This is a genomic window from Burkholderia plantarii (assembly GCF_001411805.1).
Taxonomy (GTDB): Bacteria; Pseudomonadota; Gammaproteobacteria; order Burkholderiales; family Burkholderiaceae; genus Burkholderia; species Burkholderia plantarii.
Genome location: NZ_CP007212.1, coordinates 3,387,755 through 3,403,982 on the forward strand (window position 1 = coordinate 3,387,755; position 16,228 = coordinate 3,403,982).

Consider the following 16,228-nt stretch of genomic DNA (forward strand, 5'->3'; position numbering starts at 1 on the left):
CCCGCGCCTCCACGGCAGCGGCCGTGTCTCGCCATCTTCATCGCCCTTCATCCGGCAGCGCCCGCCTCGACTCATGACCGAATCCGTCTTCACGCCGCCCGCGATCACGCACGGCGGCAATCCGCACGACGCGGCGCGCCGCTACGGCATTCCGGCCGAACAATGGCTCGATCTGTCGACCGGCATCAACCCGCTCGGCTATCCGGTGCCGCCGGTGCCGGCCGACGCGTGGCGCCGGCTGCCCGGCGACGACGCCCCGCTCGCCGCGCTGGCCGCCCGCCATTACGGCGCGCCCGATGCCACGCACGTGTTGCCCGTGGCCGGCAGCCAGGCGGCGATCCGCGCGCTGCCGGCGCTGCTCGCGCAAGGCACGGCCGGCGTCGCGCCGCTCGCCTACAGCGAATACGCGCCGGCCTTCGTGCGGCACGGCCATGCGATCGAACGCTTCGAGATCGGCACGGCGGTGCTGCCCGCCACGCTGCGCCACGTCATCGTCGGCAATCCGAACAATCCGACCGCCGAGCACGTCGATCGCGCGCGATTGCTCGACTGGCACGCGCAACTGGCCGCGCGCGGCGGCACGCTGATCGTCGACGAGGCGTTCGTCGATGCCGGCGGGGCGGCCACGACGCTCGCCGCCGAGGTCGGCCGCCCGGGCCTCGTCGTGCTGCGCTCGATCGGCAAGTTCTTCGGGCTGGCGGGCGTGCGCGCCGGTTTCGTGCTGGCCGAACCGGCGCTGCTCGCGCGGCTGCGCGCCGAACTCGGCGCATGGACCGTCGGCGGTCCCGCGCAGCACGCGGCGAGCGCCGCGCTGGCCGATGCCGAATGGCAGCGCGCCACGCGGGTGCGGCTCGCCCACGACGGCGCGCGGCTCGCCGCGCTGCTCGGCGCGCTCGGCATGACGGCGCGCGCCACGCCGCTGTTCTGCTGGACCGACGACGCGCGCGCCCATTCGCTGCACGAATCGCTCGCGCGGCAGGGCATCTGGACGCGCTTCTTCGCGCAGGCGCCGAGCGTGCGGATCGGCCTGCCCGGCACGAAAGCCGAATGGCAGCGGCTCGCGGACGCGCTCGCGGGCTTCGCGGCCGGGTCAGCTGAATCATCCGCATCCTCCGCATCGGCAAACTGGGCCGAACGGCTCGAATCGTCCGAACCGGCCGGCGGCCGGCCGGCGCGCTGAACGATGCGCGCGCAACCGAATCCGGCGGCATGGCCGCGTCGCGCGGCGCGCTTCGCGAGCGGCCTCGGGCTTGGCCTCGCGCTGTGTATCGGCGGCGGCGCGCCAGCGGCAGCGGCGGCCGTCTCCGTGATCGACGACGCAGGCCGCACCGTCATGCTCGCCGCGCCGGCCCGGCGCGTGATCAGCGTCGCGCCGCACGCGACCGAGCTGCTCTACGCGGCGGGCGGCGGCGGCGCGATGGTCGGCGCGGTCGCCTACAGCGACTATCCCGCCGCCGCGCGCTCGCTGCCGCGCGTCGGCGACAACCGCTCGCTCGATCTCGAACGCATCGCGGCGCTGAAGCCCGACCTGATCGTGGTCTGGCGCCACGGCAACGCCGAGCGCCAGACCACGCAGCTGCAGGCGCTCGGCATCCCCGTCTACGTCAGCGAGCCGCGGCGGCTCGACGACGTGGCCGTGTCGCTCGACCGGCTCGGCCGGCTGCTCGGCACGCGCGAGGTGGCCGACGCGGCGGCCGACGCCTACCGGCGGCGCATCGCGGCGCTGCGCGCACGCTATGCCGCGCGGCCGCCCGTCGACGTGTTCCTGCAGATCTGGGACCGGCCGCTGATGACGCTGAACGGCACCGAGATCGTCAGCGACGTGCTGCGCCTGTGCGGCGGGCGCAACGTGTTCGCGGCGCTGAAGCCGGCGGCGCCGACCGTGAACGACGAAGCGGTGCTGGCCGCGAATCCCGAGGCGATCGTCGCGACCGCGCAGGGCGCCACCGCCAGCGGCGCGGCGCTGCCGAGCCTCGCGCGCTGGCAGCGCTGGCCACGGCTGACGGCGGTCGCGCGCGGCAACCTGTTCGCGATCGACGGCGATCTGCTGACGCGGCCGACGCCGCGCCTCGCGCTCGGCGCCGAACAGGTGTGCCGCGATCTGGAGACGGCGCGCTCGCGGCGGCCCTGAGGCGCGGTGACAGGCGGGACCGCGGATGCGTGAACGACTTCCTCGTCCGCGCGCCGTGAGTCGCGACGGCGAGGCGAGCGGGACATGAACGACGTCGCCGCGGCGCGAAGCGTCACGCCGCTCGATACGGGCGTCACGGTTCGCCATGCGGCTGCGGTCGTCGTCGGTCGAGGTCGCGCCCGCGGATCCGAACCCGCCCATCGCTCGGCATCGCGATCGACGGCGTGAACATTGCCCTGCCCCGGCACAAACCGCCGAAGCGATCCCCTCTCATCCCACCGCCTCGTCCCAGCACCGCAATCGCCAGCCCCGCGCGTCGCGCTCGAATCCAACCCGTCCGCCATAAGCGATCGGGCGCATCAGCAAGCTGGCGAGCGGCACGCCGAGCCAATGCGAGGCAAGCACGCGAATCACGCCGGCATGCGTGACGCCGATCACGGGCGGCGCGCCGGCACCGCGCTCGAGCGAGGCGGCGGCCGGCACCACGCGCGCGACGAACTGCGCCGCGCTCTCGCCGCCGTGCTCGCGCGCGCCCATCAGGTCGGCCTGCCAGCGGTCGAGCGCGGCCGGGCCGATCTCGTCCCAGCTGCGCATTTCCCACGCGCCGAAGTCGATCTCGCGCAGCCGCGGCTCGCCGCGCACCGCCACCCGCAGCGACGCGCCGAGCGCCTCCGCCACGGCCGCGCAGCGCCGCAGCGGGCTCGTGATGATCTCGTCCGGCACCGCGAGCCCGTCGGCGCGCAGGCGCCCGAGCAACTCGGCCGCGGCAGCCGCCGCGTCGCCCGCGAGCGGCAGGTCGGTCGCGCCGTAGCAGACGCCCGCCGCGACGGCCGGCGCCGGATGCCGGATCAGGACGACGTCCATCCGAGCACCGTCAGATAGATCGCGAGTTCACAGACCTGCTGCGCGAAGCCGAGGCAATCGCCCGTGTATCCGCCGAGCCGGCGCCGCAGATAACGCGCGATGCCGGCCCGCGCCAGCAGCAGCACGGCCAGGGCGACGAGTCCCGGGCGCCAGTCCGGCCAGCCCGGGCAAAACAACCACGGCAGCCCGCACAGCGCGGCGAACGCGAACGCGCGCGCCGGCATGCGCCGCGCCACCGGCCTGGCCTTGCCTTCCTCGCGCACGTAGTCGAGCGTGACGAGCAGGCTCACCGCGCCGACGCGGCTCGCCGCATGCGCGGCCAGCAGGGTCCAGGCCGCGCGCAAGGGCGGCAGCGCCGCGAGCGCCTGCCACTTCAGCGCGAGCGAGACCACGAGCGCGACCGCGCCGAACGTGCCGATCCGCGAGTCGCGCATGATCCGCAGCACGTCGTCGCGCGTGTAGCCGCCGCCGAAGCCGTCGCAGCTGTCGGCGAGGCCGTCCTCGTGGAACGCGCCGGTCGCGACCAGCGTGGCCGCCATCGACAGCAGCACCGCGACGCCGGCCGGCCAGACCCGCGCGGCGGCCAGATAGACGGCCGCCGCGAGCGCGCCGACGCCCACCCCGACCAGCGGAAAATAGCGCGCCGCATGATCGAGGTCGCCGGCCGCGTAGCCGATCCGCCGCGGGACCGGCACGCGCGTGAAATAGCCGAGCGCGACGAAGAAATAGCGGAATTCGGCGGACCAGCGCATCGTGCGTCCCGGCTTACGCGTCGTCGCGGTTCGCGACGCCGGCCGCATCGAAGCTGGCCATCTCGTTGACGAACGCTGCCGCCGCGCGCAGCAGCGGCAGCGCGAGCGCGGCGCCCGTGCCCTCGCCGAGCCGCAGGTCGAGCGCGAGCAGCGGCGCGGCGCCGAGATGGTCGAGCATGCGGCGGTGGCCAGTCTCGTCCGAGACGTGCGAGAAGACGCAGTAGTCGCGCACCGCCGGCGCCAGCGCCACGGCGGCCAGCAGCGCCGAGCTGGCGATGAAGCCGTCCACCACGATCGTCATGCGCGCCTGCGCGGCCGCGAGGAACGCGCCCGTCATCATCGCGATCTCGAAGCCGCCGAACGCGGCCAGCACCTCGAGCGGCGTCTGCACGTCGGCGTGCCGTGCGAGCGCGGCCTCCAGCACCGCTCGCTTGTGCGCCAGCCCGCGATCGTCGAGACCGGTGCCGCGTCCCACGCATTCGGCGAGCGGCAGCCCCGTGAAGCGGCTCATCAGGCAGGCCGCCGCCGAGGTGTTGGCGATGCCCATCTCGCCGCAGCCGATCACGTTGGTGCCGAGCGCGGCATGGTGCGCCACGCGCGCCGCGCCGGCCGCGAGCGCCGTATGCAGTTGCGCGTCACTCATCGCGCGTTCGCGCGCGAAGTTGCGCGTGCCGGCCGCGACCGGGACCGACACCAGCGCGGGCGACGCCGGCAGCGGCGTGGCCACGCCCGCGTCGACGATCTCCAGCTCGCAGCCGCCGACCTTCGAGAACGCGTTGATCGCCGCGCCGCCGGCCAGGAAGTTCGCCACCATCTGCGCCGTCACGGCCTGCGGATACGGACTCACGCCCTCGGCCGCGATGCCGTGGTCGGCCGCGAACACGATCGTCACGGGCCGCTCGACGCGCGGCGCGGTGCTGCGCTGGATGCGGCCCAGTTGCAGCGCGAGCGCTTCGAGCTTGCCAAGGCTGCCGGGCGGCTTGGTCTTGGTGTCGATCAGGCGTTGCAGCGTCGCCGTCAGCGTGTCGTCGAGCGCGTCGACGTTCGGGATCGGGTAGGTATCGTTCATGCCGGATTCGTTTCGGATAGCGGCCCGCGCGTGGATCGCGCCGGCCTCGGTAAGCATGTCGGAGGCGTGGTCGCCGTCATGGCGCCGCCCGCCCCCGTCGCGGCTGCGCCGGCCAGGCCGGCACCAGCGCCTCGTGGCCGTCGCGCTCGATCAGCAGCAGCGGATAGCCGAACGCGGCACTCGCGGCCTCGGCCGTCAGCACCTCGCGGGCGGGGCCGGCCAGCGCGCCGCCGCGGCCGTCGAGCAGCAGCGCGTGGGTCGCGAAACGGCGCGCGAGATTGAGATCGTGACACGAGAAAATCACGCTGCGCGGCGCGTCCTGCAACCAGCGCACGAGCACGTCGAGACACCCGGCCTGATGATGCAGGTCCAGATGCGCGAGCGGCTCGTCGAGCAGCAGCAGCGGCGCATCCTGGCACAGCACGCCGGCCAGCGCGACACGCTGGCGCTCGCCGCCCGACAGCGTCAGCACGTTGCGCGCCGCGAGCGCCGCCAGATCGAGCCTCGCCAGCGCCTCGCGCGCGGCGGCGCGATCGGCCTCACGCTCCCAGCCCCAGCCGCCCAGATGCGGGAAGCGGTGCGCCAGCACCGTGTCGAACACGCTGGCCGCGAACGCGTCGTGGTGCGTCTGCGCCATCAGCGCGCGCCGCCGCGCGAGCGCTTCGGGCCGCCATGCGCGGAGCGGCCGACCGTCGGCTTCGACGTGCCCCACGGCCGGCTCGGCGAGGCCGGCCAGCACCGAGATCAACGTGGTCTTGCCGGCGCCGTTCGGGCCGGCGATGCACCAGAGTTCGCCCGGGCCGAACGCGAGCGACAGCGCCTCGACGAGCGTGCGCGAGCCGGCCGCGAGCCGCAGCCCGCAGGCGCGCCAGCTGCCGGCATCGGCCGGGTTGGCCGGGTTGGCCGTCAGGTTCGCTTGATCGCTCATGGCGCGGGCCTGCGCAGCAGCATCCACAGGAACACCGGCACGCCGAGCAGCGCCGTGATCGCGCCGACCGGCAGCTGCGCGGGCGCGATCACGGTCCGCGCCACCAGATCGGCGCCCGTCACGACGGCGCCGCCGGCCAGCATCGCAGCCGGCAGCAGCATGCGCTGATCGTTGCCGAACGCGAGCCGCAGCGCATGCGGCACGACCAGCCCGACGAAACCGATGGTGCCGGCCGTGGTGACCGCTGCCGCGGCGGCCAGCGAGGCGATCAGCAGGATCCGCAGCCGCAGCCGCGCGACCGGCACGCCGAGCGCGGCAGCCGCGGTGTCGCCGCGCAGCAGCACATTCAGCTGCGGCGCGACCGGCAGCGCGGCGGCGGCGGCGCAGGCCAGCGCGCCAAGCGCGAACCACGGCGGCGCCGCGCTGCCGAGGTCGCCCGCGAGCCAGAACAGGATGCCGCGCAGGCGGTTGTCGGGTGCGATCGACAGCATCAGCGTGACGAGCGCGCCCCAGCCGGCCGCGATCACGACGCCGGTCAGCAGCAGCCTCGGCGACGCGTCGCGCGCGTCCCCCGCGGTGGCGCGCCCCGCACCGCGCGCCAATGGCCGGCACGTCAGGCCCAGCACCAGCGCGATCGACAGCAGCGCCCCGACGAACGAGGCCGCATCGACGAGCCACCATGCGGCGCCCGCGATCATCGCCGCCAGCGCGAAGCCGGCCGCGCCGCCCGACACGCCGAGCACGTAGGGCTCGGCGAGCGGATTGCGCAGCAGCACCTGCAGCAGCGCCCCGGCCAGCGCCAGCAGCGCGCCGCAGCCGAAGCCGGCCAGCGCGCGCGGCAGGCGCAGCGTGGTGACGATCTCGCCCGCGAGCGCGTCGCCGCCCGGCGCGAACAGCGCGCCAAGCGCGTGCCACGGCGCGATCGGCACGCTGCCGAGCGCCAGCGACGCGACCAGCACGAGCCCCGCCGCGAGCGCGAGCGCGGCCCAGATCGCGGCGGCCCGGCCGGGCGTCATGGCGCCGTGCAAGGACATGCGCGCCGCGCGCGCGGCCCGATCGGCGCGCTACTGCTGCCGCCAGCCGATCGTGACGTAGGCGCCGCGGCGCGGCGTGTTGTACGCATACGCAAGCTGGTAGTCCTTGTTGAACAGGTTGTCGAGATGCGCGCTCACGTACCACGCTTTGGTGATGTCGTAGCGCGCCGTCAGGTTCACGATGCCGTAGCCGCCGAGCGGCTCGCCGTTGTCGTCGCGCGCGCCGCTCGCGAGCCATTCGCCGCCCACGCGCCAGCCCCCGAACGCGCGGTTCGCCGAGAACGACGCGAAGTGCCGCGCGCGGCGCACCAGATCCTGGTTCGCGCTCTCGTCGACGGGATTCTGCAGCGTCGCCGACACGCGCAGGTCGGTCTTGCCGAGATGTCCCTGCCACGAACCCTCCACGCCCTGCACCTTGGCGCGTCCGACGTTCTGCGCGGTGTAGACGAAGCCGGTGGCGTCGGGCACGTACTGGATCAGGTTCGTGTAGCGCGTCTGGAACAGGCTCAGGCGCATCACGCCGAGCGCGTCCGAGGCGTACTGCAGCGCCGCCTCCACCGAATGGCTGCGCTCCGGCTGGATCGCGGGATTGCTCGCGCCCGGGAAGTACAGGTCGTTGAAGCTCGGCGCGCGAAACGCGTCCGAATAGCTCGCCGTGACCGTCCAGTGCTCGCTCAGGTCGAGGCCGTAGCCGAGATAGTAGCTGTTCGCGCCGCCGAAATCCGAATACTGGTCGCGCCGGACGTTGGCCTGGAACCGGCTGTTGCCGAAGCGGCCCGTGTAGCCGAGCCAGCCCGAATTGACGTGGCGCTGCGGCGCCGAGTACTCGTCCGAATCGAACGCCTGGTCGAGCCGCTCGTAGCCCGCCTGGATGGTCTGGTCGCGCGCGGGACGGAAATCGTTCTGCCAGGTGTACTGGCGGTTGTCGGTGTTGAAGTGGTCGGTGTAGGCGCCGTTGAACCAGGACTGGCTGCGGTCGTTGCCGGTCGAGACGCGCAAATGCGTGGTCCACCAGTCGGCCAGCTTGCCGTCGGCGAACACCGAGGCCTGCTGCACGCGGCTATAGAGCGTGTTGAGGTCGGTGGGCAGGCCGAACGCATTGTCGTAGCTGTTCTCGCCGTTCGACTGGAAGTAGGTGACGCCGGCCGTCCAGCCGCTCGCGAAGCGATGCTTGAGCGCGGCCGAAACGCTCTCGGTGAGGTTGCCGTTCGCGTTCGGGTTCGCGCCCGGCTGCTGCGCCGGGTTCAGCGCGGAGAAGCCGTCGGTCTTGTCGCGCGAGAGCGCGAGCGAGAACGTGGTGCGGCCGTCGGCATCGAGCCGGCCCGACACGCCCGCGTCCTGCGACTGCGTGTGATAGCTGCCATAGCCGGCCGAGAACCAGAAGCGCGGCGGATGATCGCCGCCGTCGCGCGTGAACACCTGCACCACGCCGCCGATCGCGCCCGAACCGTACAGCGACGAGACGTTGCCGTTGACCACCTCGACGTGATCGATCTGCTCGAGCGGCAGCTGGCTGATCTGCGCGGCGCCCAGGCTCGCGGAATCGACGCGCACGCCGTCGATCAGCACCAGCGACTGGGTCGATTGCGCGCCGCGCAGGAACAGCGCGGTGCTGGCACCGGGGCCGCCGTTGCGCACGATCTGCGCGCCGGGCGCGAGCGCGAGCAGCCCGGGCAGGTCGGTCGCGCTGCCGCCGTCGATGTCCTCGCGCGTGAACAGCGTGGTCTGCGGCAGCGCGTCGGCGAGCTTCTGCGGGCCGCGGCTCGCGGTCACGACGACGGAGTCGAGCGCGACCGGCACGGCGGCGGCCGTGCCGGCAGCCGGTGCCTCAGTCGGCGCGGAGGCAGACGAGGACGAAGACGCAAGCGGCGCGGATGGGGCTGCAGATACGGCGACAGGCGCGGCGGCCTGCGCCCGCGCGAGGCCGGGCAGGCCGCAGAGCGCGGCGAGCATGGCGCGAACCAAACGGGTACGCATTGGAAACATCCTGTGGAGCAGCGCGGCCCCCGCTTCCCCGCAGGTTCCGCCTCACGGAAACGGCGCACGCGGGCGACACGCTTCCCCGCTCCGGCCGGTATCCGGGCTGGCGACCACCGGCCCCGCCTTCCCGCGCAACGACGCGCAGTGGCCGCGGCCATCCGTCGTCGCGCGAGCGGGGACGGCCGATCTCGAGGGGCGGTTCGCGTCATGACCGAGGCACGATCGACGCGGTCGCTTACCGTTGCGGGGGCAGCGCAGGTTGGCGCGCCCGTATCGGCGGCTTCCTGCTTCCCGTTTAACCGCGTGCGACGTCATCTCGCACGCATGCACCGAAGCGGCGCCAGTGTAGGAGCGGGTCCGGCGAGCGTCAAGGAACGCGCGGCGCGCGTTTGCGGCAGACACGCCAGGCCGCGCGCCGCGCCGTCGATCCGCGCCCCGGCGCGAACAATCCGCCGGCCTCGCGCGCATCACGCGTCACTTGCGACGTATTTCGCGGCAAGAAGCGGGGGTGTTACGTCTGGATACGTTACAAAAGTCGGAACGCCGGAGTTTCCGCGCTAAAATGCCCGGTCTTTAGAGGACGCAGCAGATGCTCAACGAACTCGAAACCCTATCCCAGAACATTGGCCGCCTGATCGCGCTGAACCAACGCCATCATACGGAACGTCTCGCGCTCGAGGAGCAAGTCGCGCAACTGCGTGCGCAGGCCGAAGCCGTGCGCGTCGAACTCGACCAGCTGCGCGAGGAACGCAACGCGCTGGTGGCCGAACGCGACACGCTCTCCGCGAAGATCGACGACGCCCAAGTGAAACTGAACGCGATCCTCGAAAAGCTGCCGCGCACGAAGCAGACCGCCGATGGCGAGAGCCAGCTCGACCTGCTCGACGCACCGGCCGAAGCAGCGGGCAGCGGCGCGGCCAGCCACGGAGAACATGCATGACCACCAAGCAGATCGAAGTCTCGATTCTCGGCCAGGCGTATCGCCTCGCGTGCTCGCCGGAAACCGAAGCGGCGCTGCTCGAGGCGGTCGCGCGCGTGGACGCCGAGATGTCGAAGATCCGCACCAACAGCTCGGTGCGCGGCACCGACCGGATCGCCGTGATGGCCGCGCTGTCGCTGGCCTCGGAGTTGCTTCGCCTGCAACAGAGCGTTCGTCACGGAGAAGCATTTCCCGCCGAGGAAATCCGGCGTACAATGCGCCACATGAACGAACAGCTCGGCGCGGTACTGGCCCAGCACGAAGCGCGATAAGCAGCGCGCTCGCAGCGGCCACCGGCGGTTCGGCTCGAACGGTTTTGCAGTACGATGGTTTTTGCTGGAACGATTTACTCAGCTTCCCTGCCTGGTTCGCCAAGGTCATATATTCCTTGAACCAATGCCATGTGCACGGTTGCGGAAATTTGTAGCACGGGCGCGCGCGTCACTCTGTCTGATGTACCCGAAGTGCTGCTAACTGCGACCAATTCTGAACCTCAGGTTCAGGATGCCGGCCTAGCGGCCAAGGCGGGGACCTATTCGACGGCATCGGACTTTGTCCGGTGCCGTTTTTCATTGGCGCCGCCGCTTTCACGCGGCGCGCGGCCCGCCTCTCCCCCGTTCCCTGTCTCTCTGTCCCCGCGGAGCATCCATGCAATTCTGGCTGATGAAATCCGAACCGGACGAGGCGAGCATCGACGATCTCGCCGCCGCGCCGCGCCGCACGCTGCCGTGGACCGGCGTGCGCAACTATCAGGCACGCAACTTCATGCGCGACACGATGCAGGTGGGCGACGGCGTGCTGTTCTACCACTCGAGCTGCCCCGAGCCGGGCATCGCCGGGCTCGCCGAGGTCTCGTCCACGCCGTATCCCGATCCGACCCAGTTCGACGCGGACAGTCCGTACTACGATCCGAAATCGAAACCGGACGCGCCGCGCTGGACGCTGGTGGACGTGCGCTTCGTGAAGAAGACGGCGCTCGTGCCGCTCGCCGCGCTGCGCGAGCATGACGAACTCGCCGGGATGCGCGTGCTCGCCAAGGGCAACCGGCTTTCGATCACGCCGGTCACGCGCGCCGAATGGCGCTTCATCACCGAACGGCTGATGAAGTGAAGCCCGCGCCGCCGCGCCGGCCCGGATTGGCGGGATCGGCCGGATTGCAGGCGCGGCGCCGGAACTCGGCGCGTCTTTCATCGGCCTAACGTTCGCGCAAACGGGCGGAACACGGACGGCAACGCATCGCCGCCCGTTTGCCTCGACACGACGCACGGCACCGCGAACGCTCGAACGCTCGCGGCAGCCGCGCACCAACCGGAGCTCATACGATGAAAAAAACCGCTGCCGCACTCGCGCTCGCGATGTCCACGCTTGCCCTCTCCGTGGCCCCGGCCGCTCGCGCGCAGGTCACGCCGCCGCCCGCCGGCGTGCTGTCGCTGTCGGCCCAGGCCAGCACCGACGTACCGCAGGACGTGGTCGACATCACGCTGTTCTACGAGCAGGAAGCGAAGGACCCCGGCAGCCTGACGGCCGAACTGAACCGCCGCGCCGACGCCGCGCTCGCGCGTGCCCGCGGCGTGTCGGGCGTGAGCGCCCACACCGGCGGCTTCTCGGTGTACCCGAGCACCGACCGCGACGGCAAGATCTCGGCCTGGCGCGGCCGCACCGAGGTCGTGCTCGAATCGCGCGACTTCGCGGCCGCCTCGAAGCTGGCCGGCGACCTGTCGAGCTCGCTGCAGGTCGGCAACGTCGCGTTCTCGCTGTCGCCCGAAGCACAGCGCGCGGCCGAGCAGAAGCTGACCTCGCAGGCGATCCAGTCGTTTCGCGATCGCGCGGCCGAGGCCGCGAAGGCGTTCGGCTATAGCGGCTTCGCGATCCGCGAGGTGAACGTGGGCGGCGGGCGCAGCGTGCAGCCGTATCCGCGCATGATGGCGATGGACGCGGCGCCGATGGCCGCGAAGGCCGCCGCGCCGATCGCGGTCGAGGGCGGCAAGGCCACCGTCACGGTCAACGTCAACGGCTCGGTGCAGATGAAGTAAGCGTCACCGGCAAGCGGCGCCGCGCTCCGGCGCACGAACGCGGCGCGCCAAAACCAACAGCCCGGCCGGGTCACCCCGCCGGGCTGTTTTCATGCCGGGCGCCGCGGCATCATGGACGCACCGGCGCGATGGTCGGCCAGCTCACGCCGGTTCCGGCGCGCGCTTCCGACGATAGGCCCAAATCAGCAGCAGCACGCCGGCCACCACCATCGGCAGCGACAGCCACTGCCCCATCGACAGCCCGAGCGCGAGCAGGCCGAGGAAGTCGTCGGGTTCGCGCGCGAACTCGACGGTGAAGCGCGCGAGCCCGTAGCCGACCAGGAACAGCGCCGACACCGCGCCGACAGGCCGGGCCTTGCGCGAGAAGAAGAACAGCACGAGGAACAGCGTGATCCCCTCGAGCGCGATCTCGTAGAGCTGCGACGGGTGGCGCGGCAGCATCTGGTACTGCATGAACACCTCGTTCAGGTGCCACTTCGCGGCGAGGTCCTGGTGCGCGGCGAGCCAGAGCGCGTCGTCGCGCGAGGCGCCCGGGAACAGCATCGCCCACGGCGCGTCGGGGCTCGTCACGCGGCCCCACAGCTCGCCGTTGATGAAGTTGCCGAAGCGCCCGGCCGCCAGGCCCAACGGCACCATCGGCGCGATGAAGTCGGTCACCTGCAGCCAGGTGCGCTTGCGCTGCCACGCGAACAGCACCATCGCGGCCAGCACCCCTAGGAAGCCGCCGTGGAACGACATCCCGCCTTCCCAGACGCGGAAGATGTCGAGCGGATGCGCGAAGTAATAACCGGCCTTGTAGAACAGCACGTAGCCGAGCCGGCCGCCCAGCACCACGCCGAGCACGCCGTAGAACATCATGTCGTCGATGTCCTTGGCGGTCCAGCCTTGCGCCGCGACGTGCGGCAGCTTGAGCCGCACCCGGCCGACGACGATCGCCGCGATGAAGCCGACGAGATACATGAGCCCGTACCAGCGCACGGCGAGCGGTCCGAGATGAATCGCGACGGGATCGAAATTGGGGTGAATGATCATGAGTCGGTGTGGAAGGTTGCTGAATCGGTGCGACGTCCATGCGCCGCGCCTGCCATTTGACGGTGGTTCGCCGCGCGCGTTCGGCACGCGGCGCGGCTCAGGCCGCCGCCGCGTGTCGCACGATCTCGATGAACCCTGCGAGCACCGGGCTCACCTCGCGCGTGCGCCAGACGAGGCCCGTTTCGACGATCGGCGCTTCGTCCGCCAGCGGCCGATAGACGACGCCGGTGCGCCGCAGGTTACGCAGCGATTGCGGCACGAGTGCGACGCCCATGCCCGCCGACACGAGGCTGACGATCGTCTGCATCTGGATCGCCTCCTGGCCGATGCGCGGCGTCACGCCGAGCGCGCCGTAGCAGCCCGTAATGATGTCATAAAAGCCGGGCGCCAAACGGCGCGGGAAGATCACGAGCGGCAGATCGGCCAGTTCGGCAAGCCGCACCGGCTCCGCTTCGGGCGCATCCGACAGCTCCTGCGGCATCGCCGCCACCAGCGGCTCGCGCGCCACGGCCAGGTAGGCGAGACCTGACGCGTGGCGCGGCGGCAGCGGCGGAATCACGAGCCCGGCGTCGATCCGGCCGGCCGCGAGCAGTTCGAGCTGGACGTCGCTGGTCGCCTCGGTCAGCTTCAGCCGCACGCGTGGATAGCGCGTGCCGAACTCGCGCAGCAACTGCGGCAGCAGCCCGTAGTCGGCGGTCGAGACGAACGCCAGCGCGAGCGTGCCCGACTCGCCGCGCGCGAGGCTCGCGGCCAGCGGCGGCAGCGCGTCGGCGGCCGCCAGCAGGCGCCGCACCTCGGGCAGCAGCGCCGCGCCCACCGCCGTCAACTCGACCGAACGGCGCGTGCGCGCGAACAGCTCGACGCCGAGCGCCTCCTCCAGCGCGCGGATCGCCTGCGACAGCGGCGGCTGCGTCATCGCGAGCCGCGTCGCCGCGCGGCCGAAATGGCGCTCGTCGGCCACCGCCACGAAATACCGCCATTGCCGCAGATCCGGGGTCGGTTCCGCCATCGTTGATATCCCCTGCGACTCAATCAGCGATGAATAATATATTGGACAGCGGTTTGCCGACGCACCATCCTTCCATTATTCGAAGCCACCGCGGCAGCACGTCGCATCGTGACCCGAACCACCGGATGGAGTCCCCCATGTCCTACAACCGTCGTTCGAAGCACATCACGCAAGGCGTCGCCCGCTCCCCGAATCGTTCGATGTACTACGCGCTCGGCTACGAGAAGGACGATTTCGACAAGCCGATGATCGGCATCGCCAACGGTCATTCCACCATCACGCCCTGCAACGCCGGGCTGCAGCGCCTGTCCGACGCGGCCGTGGCCGCCGTGAAGGCGGCCGGCGCGAATCCTCAGATCTTCGGCACGCCGACCATCTCCGACGGCATGTCGATGGGCACCGAGGGCATGAAGTATTCGCTCGTCTCGCGCGAGGTGATCGCCGACTGCATCGAGACCTGCGTGCAGGGCCAGTGGATGGACGGCGTGGTGGTGGTGGGCGGCTGCGACAAGAACATGCCGGGCGGCATGATCGCGCTCGCGCGGCTCAACGTGCCCGGCATCTACGTCTACGGCGGCACGATCCGCCCCGGCAACTGGAAGGGCCACGACCTGACCATCGTCTCGTCGTTCGAGGCGGTCGGCGAGTTCACGGCCGGCCGCATGTCGCGGGAGGATTTCGAGGGCATCGAGCGCAACGCCTGCCCGTCCACCGGATCGTGCGGCGGGATGTACACCGCGAACACCATGAGTTCGTCGTTCGAGGCGCTCGGCATGGCGCTGCCCTATTCGTCGACGATGGCCAACCCCGACGAGGAGAAGGTCGAGTCGGCCGCCGAATCCGCGCGCGTGCTGGTGGAAGCGGTCAAGCGCGATCTGAAACCGCGCGACATCATCACGAAGCATTCGATCGAGAACGCCGTGTCGGTGATCATGGCCACCGGCGGCTCGACCAACGCCGTACTGCACTATCTGGCGATCGCGCACGCCGCCGGGATCGACTGGTCGATCGACGACTTCGAACGGATTCGCAAACGCGTGCCGGTGATCTGCGACCTGAAGCCGTCGGGCCGCTACGTGGCCACCGACCTGCACCGCGCGGGCGGCATCCCGCAGGTGATGCGGATCCTGCTCGACGCGGGGCTGCTGCACGGCGACTGCATCACGATCACCGGCCGCACGATCGCGCAGACGCTGGCCGACGTGCCGGGCGTGCCGCGCGCGGACCAGCAGGTGATCTTCCCGATCGACCGGGCGCTCTACAACGAGGGCCATCTCGCGATCCTGAAGGGCAATCTCGCCGAGGACGGCGCGGTTGCGAAGATCAGCGGCCTGAAGAACCCCGTGATCACCGGGCCGGCGCGCGTGTTCGACGACGAGCAGAGCGCGCTCGAGGCGATCCTCGCCGACCGGATTCGCGCCGGCGACGTGGTCGTGCTGCGCTATCTCGGCCCGCAGGGCGGCCCCGGCATGCCGGAGATGCTCGCGCCGACCTCGGCCATCATCGGCAAGGGGCTCGGCGAATCGGTCGGCCTCATCACCGACGGCCGCTTCTCGGGCGGCACCTGGGGCATGGTGGTCGGCCACGTCGCGCCCGAAGCGTATGCGGGCGGCACCATCGGGCTCGTGCAGGAGGGCGATTCGATCACCATCGACGCGCACCGGCTGCTGCTGCAGCTGAACGTGGACGACGTCGAGCTGGCGCGCCGGCGCGCCGCCTGGCGGCGGCCGGCGCCGCGCTACACGCGCGGCGTGCTGGCGAAATACGCGGCGCTCGCGCTGCCCGCGAACAAGGGGGCGGTGACGGGCTGAGCGGGGTGCGTTGCAACGGGCGCCGGCGCGGGACATGACGCGGCGGTGACCGGCGCTTCGATCATGCGCGCATGTCTGCGTGATCCTTCACGCGCCGAACAGAACGGCAAGTGCGCCGCGCGCGGTGAATTGATCCACGCAGGGCCGCGCGCCGCGCATGGACGGCCGCCAGGAACTCGCGGGGGCTTTACTTCTATAATGCGCGGACAGCCAGACCGGCCGCCGAGCCGGTGGAGACCCCCGTATGAGAATCACGCTCCTGCGAGCGACCGCTGCCGCGCTGCTGATCGCATGTACGCTTGCGCATGCCCAGCAACCCGCGAGCGGCCCGATACTCGCGCAACGCAAGAATTGCATGGCCTGCCATGCCGTGGCGGCTCCGCTGATGGGGCCGTCGTTCCACGCCATCGCCGATCGTTATCTCGCGCGCGCCGATGCGGTCGACTATCTCGCGCAATCGATCGTGAAAGGCAGCGTCGGCGTCTGGGGGCCGGTGCCGATGCCGGCCAACACGCAACTGACCGAAGACGAGGCGCACACGCTCGCCCACTGGATCATGACGCTGAAGTAGGCGCTCGCATCGCATCCGCGTGCCGCGCCGCCGAT

The 16,228-nt window shown here is 71.5% G+C and carries 17 protein-coding genes, 1 other RNA gene and 1 riboswitch; of the genes, 10 read left to right on the forward strand and 8 right to left on the reverse strand.

What is annotated here, in order from left to right; all coding sequences use genetic code 11:
• Nucleotides 1–73 precede the first annotated feature (73 nt).
• The 3 genes from cobD (at nt 74) to bpln_RS36710 (ending at nt 2,359) form a co-directional block, all read left to right on the forward strand.
• Nucleotides 74–1,180, forward strand: coding sequence for a threonine-phosphate decarboxylase CobD (gene cobD, locus bpln_RS14475; RefSeq protein WP_055139136.1), 1,107 nt, complete (start codon nt 74–76; stop codon nt 1,178–1,180).
• A gap of 3 nt (nt 1,181–1,183) precedes the next feature.
• A complete protein-coding gene (locus tag bpln_RS14480; protein ID WP_082465293.1) occupies nt 1,184–2,131 on the forward strand; it encodes a cobalamin-binding protein in 948 nt (315 codons plus the stop codon).
• A gap of 84 nt (nt 2,132–2,215) precedes the next feature.
• The gene (locus bpln_RS36710; protein ID WP_158512035.1) at nt 2,216–2,359 is read left to right on the forward strand and encodes a hypothetical protein; all 144 of its coding nucleotides are present in this window, start codon (nt 2,216–2,218) and stop codon (nt 2,357–2,359) included.
• Between the two features lie 42 nt (nt 2,360–2,401).
• On the opposite strand, the gene cobC is transcribed toward bpln_RS36710, so the two are convergent.
• The 6 genes from cobC to bpln_RS14510 all read right to left on the reverse strand — a co-directional run bounded on the left by cobC (nt 2,402) and on the right by bpln_RS14510 (nt 8,755).
• On the reverse strand, nt 2,402–2,995 hold the full coding sequence (gene cobC, locus bpln_RS14485; RefSeq protein ID WP_055139137.1) for an alpha-ribazole phosphatase: 594 nt from the start codon (nt 2,993–2,995) through the stop codon (nt 2,402–2,404).
• Nucleotides 2,980–3,747 carry an adenosylcobinamide-GDP ribazoletransferase gene (locus tag bpln_RS14490; protein WP_042626728.1) on the reverse strand — a complete coding sequence of 256 codons (768 nt, stop codon included), beginning with the start codon at nt 3,745–3,747 and terminating at the stop codon, nt 2,980–2,982. Before bpln_RS14490 ends, cobC begins: the two co-directional genes overlap by 16 nt.
• A gap of 13 nt (nt 3,748–3,760) precedes the next feature.
• Nucleotides 3,761–4,816, reverse strand: a complete 1,056-nt coding sequence (cobT, locus tag bpln_RS14495; protein WP_055139138.1) for a nicotinate-nucleotide--dimethylbenzimidazole phosphoribosyltransferase — start codon at nt 4,814–4,816, stop codon at nt 3,761–3,763.
• A 76-nt stretch (nt 4,817–4,892) separates the two neighbouring features.
• Complete coding sequence (locus tag bpln_RS14500; RefSeq protein WP_082465294.1) at nt 4,893–5,744, reverse strand: ABC transporter ATP-binding protein; 852 nt, start codon at nt 5,742–5,744, stop codon at nt 4,893–4,895.
• Nucleotides 5,741–6,760 carry a FecCD family ABC transporter permease gene (locus tag bpln_RS14505; RefSeq protein WP_055139545.1) on the reverse strand — a complete coding sequence of 340 codons (1,020 nt, stop codon included), beginning with the start codon at nt 6,758–6,760 and terminating at the stop codon, nt 5,741–5,743. Before bpln_RS14505 ends, bpln_RS14500 begins: the two co-directional genes overlap by 4 nt.
• Nucleotides 6,761–6,808: 48 nt before the next feature.
• Nucleotides 6,809–8,755, reverse strand: a complete 1,947-nt coding sequence (locus tag bpln_RS14510; RefSeq protein ID WP_055139139.1) for a TonB-dependent receptor plug domain-containing protein — start codon at nt 8,753–8,755, stop codon at nt 6,809–6,811.
• A gap of 75 nt (nt 8,756–8,830) precedes the next feature.
• Nucleotides 8,831–9,107: riboswitch (cobalamin riboswitch) on the reverse strand.
• A gap of 240 nt (nt 9,108–9,347) precedes the next feature.
• Here bpln_RS14510 and bpln_RS14515 point away from each other — a divergent pair.
• From bpln_RS14515 to bpln_RS14530, 5 genes are all read left to right on the forward strand, one after another.
• Nucleotides 9,348–9,698: a coiled-coil domain-containing protein gene (locus tag bpln_RS14515; protein ID WP_042625763.1), complete on the forward strand. Its 351-nt coding sequence runs from the start codon at nt 9,348–9,350 to the stop codon at nt 9,696–9,698.
• Complete coding sequence (locus tag bpln_RS14520; protein WP_015876748.1) at nt 9,695–10,009, forward strand: cell division protein ZapA; 315 nt, start codon at nt 9,695–9,697, stop codon at nt 10,007–10,009. Before bpln_RS14515 ends, bpln_RS14520 begins: the two co-directional genes overlap by 4 nt.
• A gap of 81 nt (nt 10,010–10,090) precedes the next feature.
• A non-coding RNA gene (ssrS, locus tag bpln_RS33360) (6S RNA) lies at nt 10,091–10,272 on the forward strand.
• Nucleotides 10,273–10,385: 113 nt separating this feature from the next.
• Nucleotides 10,386–10,847 carry an EVE domain-containing protein gene (locus bpln_RS14525; protein WP_055139140.1) on the forward strand — a complete coding sequence of 154 codons (462 nt, stop codon included), beginning with the start codon at nt 10,386–10,388 and terminating at the stop codon, nt 10,845–10,847.
• A 212-nt stretch (nt 10,848–11,059) separates the two neighbouring features.
• A complete protein-coding gene (locus bpln_RS14530) occupies nt 11,060–11,770 on the forward strand; it encodes an SIMPL domain-containing protein (RefSeq protein WP_042625765.1) in 711 nt (236 codons plus the stop codon).
• 141 nt (nt 11,771–11,911) lie between these two features.
• Here bpln_RS14530 and lgt read toward each other — a convergent pair whose 3' ends face one another.
• Together lgt and bpln_RS14540 are read right to left on the reverse strand one after the other, a co-directional pair.
• Complete coding sequence (lgt, locus tag bpln_RS14535; RefSeq protein WP_042625766.1) at nt 11,912–12,802, reverse strand: prolipoprotein diacylglyceryl transferase; 891 nt, start codon at nt 12,800–12,802, stop codon at nt 11,912–11,914.
• A 97-nt stretch (nt 12,803–12,899) separates the two neighbouring features.
• A complete protein-coding gene (locus bpln_RS14540) occupies nt 12,900–13,811 on the reverse strand; it encodes a LysR family transcriptional regulator (RefSeq protein ID WP_042625767.1) in 912 nt (303 codons plus the stop codon).
• 137 nt (nt 13,812–13,948) lie between these two features.
• Here bpln_RS14540 and ilvD point away from each other — a divergent pair, with 137 nt between their 5' ends.
• Both ilvD and bpln_RS14550 read left to right on the forward strand, forming a co-directional pair.
• Nucleotides 13,949–15,622, forward strand: a complete 1,674-nt coding sequence (gene ilvD / locus bpln_RS14545; RefSeq protein ID WP_055139141.1) for a dihydroxy-acid dehydratase — start codon at nt 13,949–13,951, stop codon at nt 15,620–15,622.
• A 244-nt stretch (nt 15,623–15,866) separates the two neighbouring features.
• Entirely contained in the window at nt 15,867–16,193 is a 327-nt protein-coding gene (locus tag bpln_RS14550; RefSeq protein WP_055139142.1) for a c-type cytochrome, read from the forward strand.
• The last annotated feature ends 35 nt before the right edge of the window (nt 16,194–16,228 follow it).

Coding starts and splice junctions, on each gene's coding strand:
- bpln_RS14540 (WP_042625767.1), bottom strand. CDS start 13,811: ATGGCGGAACCGACCCCGGATCTGCGGCAATGGCGGTATTTCGTGGCG.
- cobD (WP_055139136.1), top strand. CDS start 74: ATGACCGAATCCGTCTTCACGCCGCCCGCGATCACGCACGGCGGCAAT.
- bpln_RS14490 (WP_042626728.1), bottom strand. CDS start 3,747: ATGCGCTGGTCCGCCGAATTCCGCTATTTCTTCGTCGCGCTCGGCTAT.
- bpln_RS14550 (WP_055139142.1), top strand. CDS start 15,867: ATGAGAATCACGCTCCTGCGAGCGACCGCTGCCGCGCTGCTGATCGCA.
- ilvD (WP_055139141.1), top strand. CDS start 13,949: ATGTCCTACAACCGTCGTTCGAAGCACATCACGCAAGGCGTCGCCCGC.
- bpln_RS14480 (WP_082465293.1), top strand. CDS start 1,184: ATGCGCGCGCAACCGAATCCGGCGGCATGGCCGCGTCGCGCGGCGCGC.
- bpln_RS14500 (WP_082465294.1), bottom strand. CDS start 5,744: ATGAGCGATCAAGCGAACCTGACGGCCAACCCGGCCAACCCGGCCGAT.
- bpln_RS14520 (WP_015876748.1), top strand. CDS start 9,695: ATGACCACCAAGCAGATCGAAGTCTCGATTCTCGGCCAGGCGTATCGC.
- bpln_RS14505 (WP_055139545.1), bottom strand. CDS start 6,760: ATGACGCCCGGCCGGGCCGCCGCGATCTGGGCCGCGCTCGCGCTCGCG.
- bpln_RS36710 (WP_158512035.1), top strand. CDS start 2,216: ATGAACGACGTCGCCGCGGCGCGAAGCGTCACGCCGCTCGATACGGGC.
- cobC (WP_055139137.1), bottom strand. CDS start 2,995: ATGGACGTCGTCCTGATCCGGCATCCGGCGCCGGCCGTCGCGGCGGGC.
- cobT (WP_055139138.1), bottom strand. CDS start 4,816: ATGAACGATACCTACCCGATCCCGAACGTCGACGCGCTCGACGACACG.
- lgt (WP_042625766.1), bottom strand. CDS start 12,802: ATGATCATTCACCCCAATTTCGATCCCGTCGCGATTCATCTCGGACCG.
- bpln_RS14525 (WP_055139140.1), top strand. CDS start 10,386: ATGCAATTCTGGCTGATGAAATCCGAACCGGACGAGGCGAGCATCGAC.
- bpln_RS14515 (WP_042625763.1), top strand. CDS start 9,348: ATGCTCAACGAACTCGAAACCCTATCCCAGAACATTGGCCGCCTGATC.
- bpln_RS14510 (WP_055139139.1), bottom strand. CDS start 8,755: ATGCGTACCCGTTTGGTTCGCGCCATGCTCGCCGCGCTCTGCGGCCTG.
- bpln_RS14530 (WP_042625765.1), top strand. CDS start 11,060: ATGAAAAAAACCGCTGCCGCACTCGCGCTCGCGATGTCCACGCTTGCC.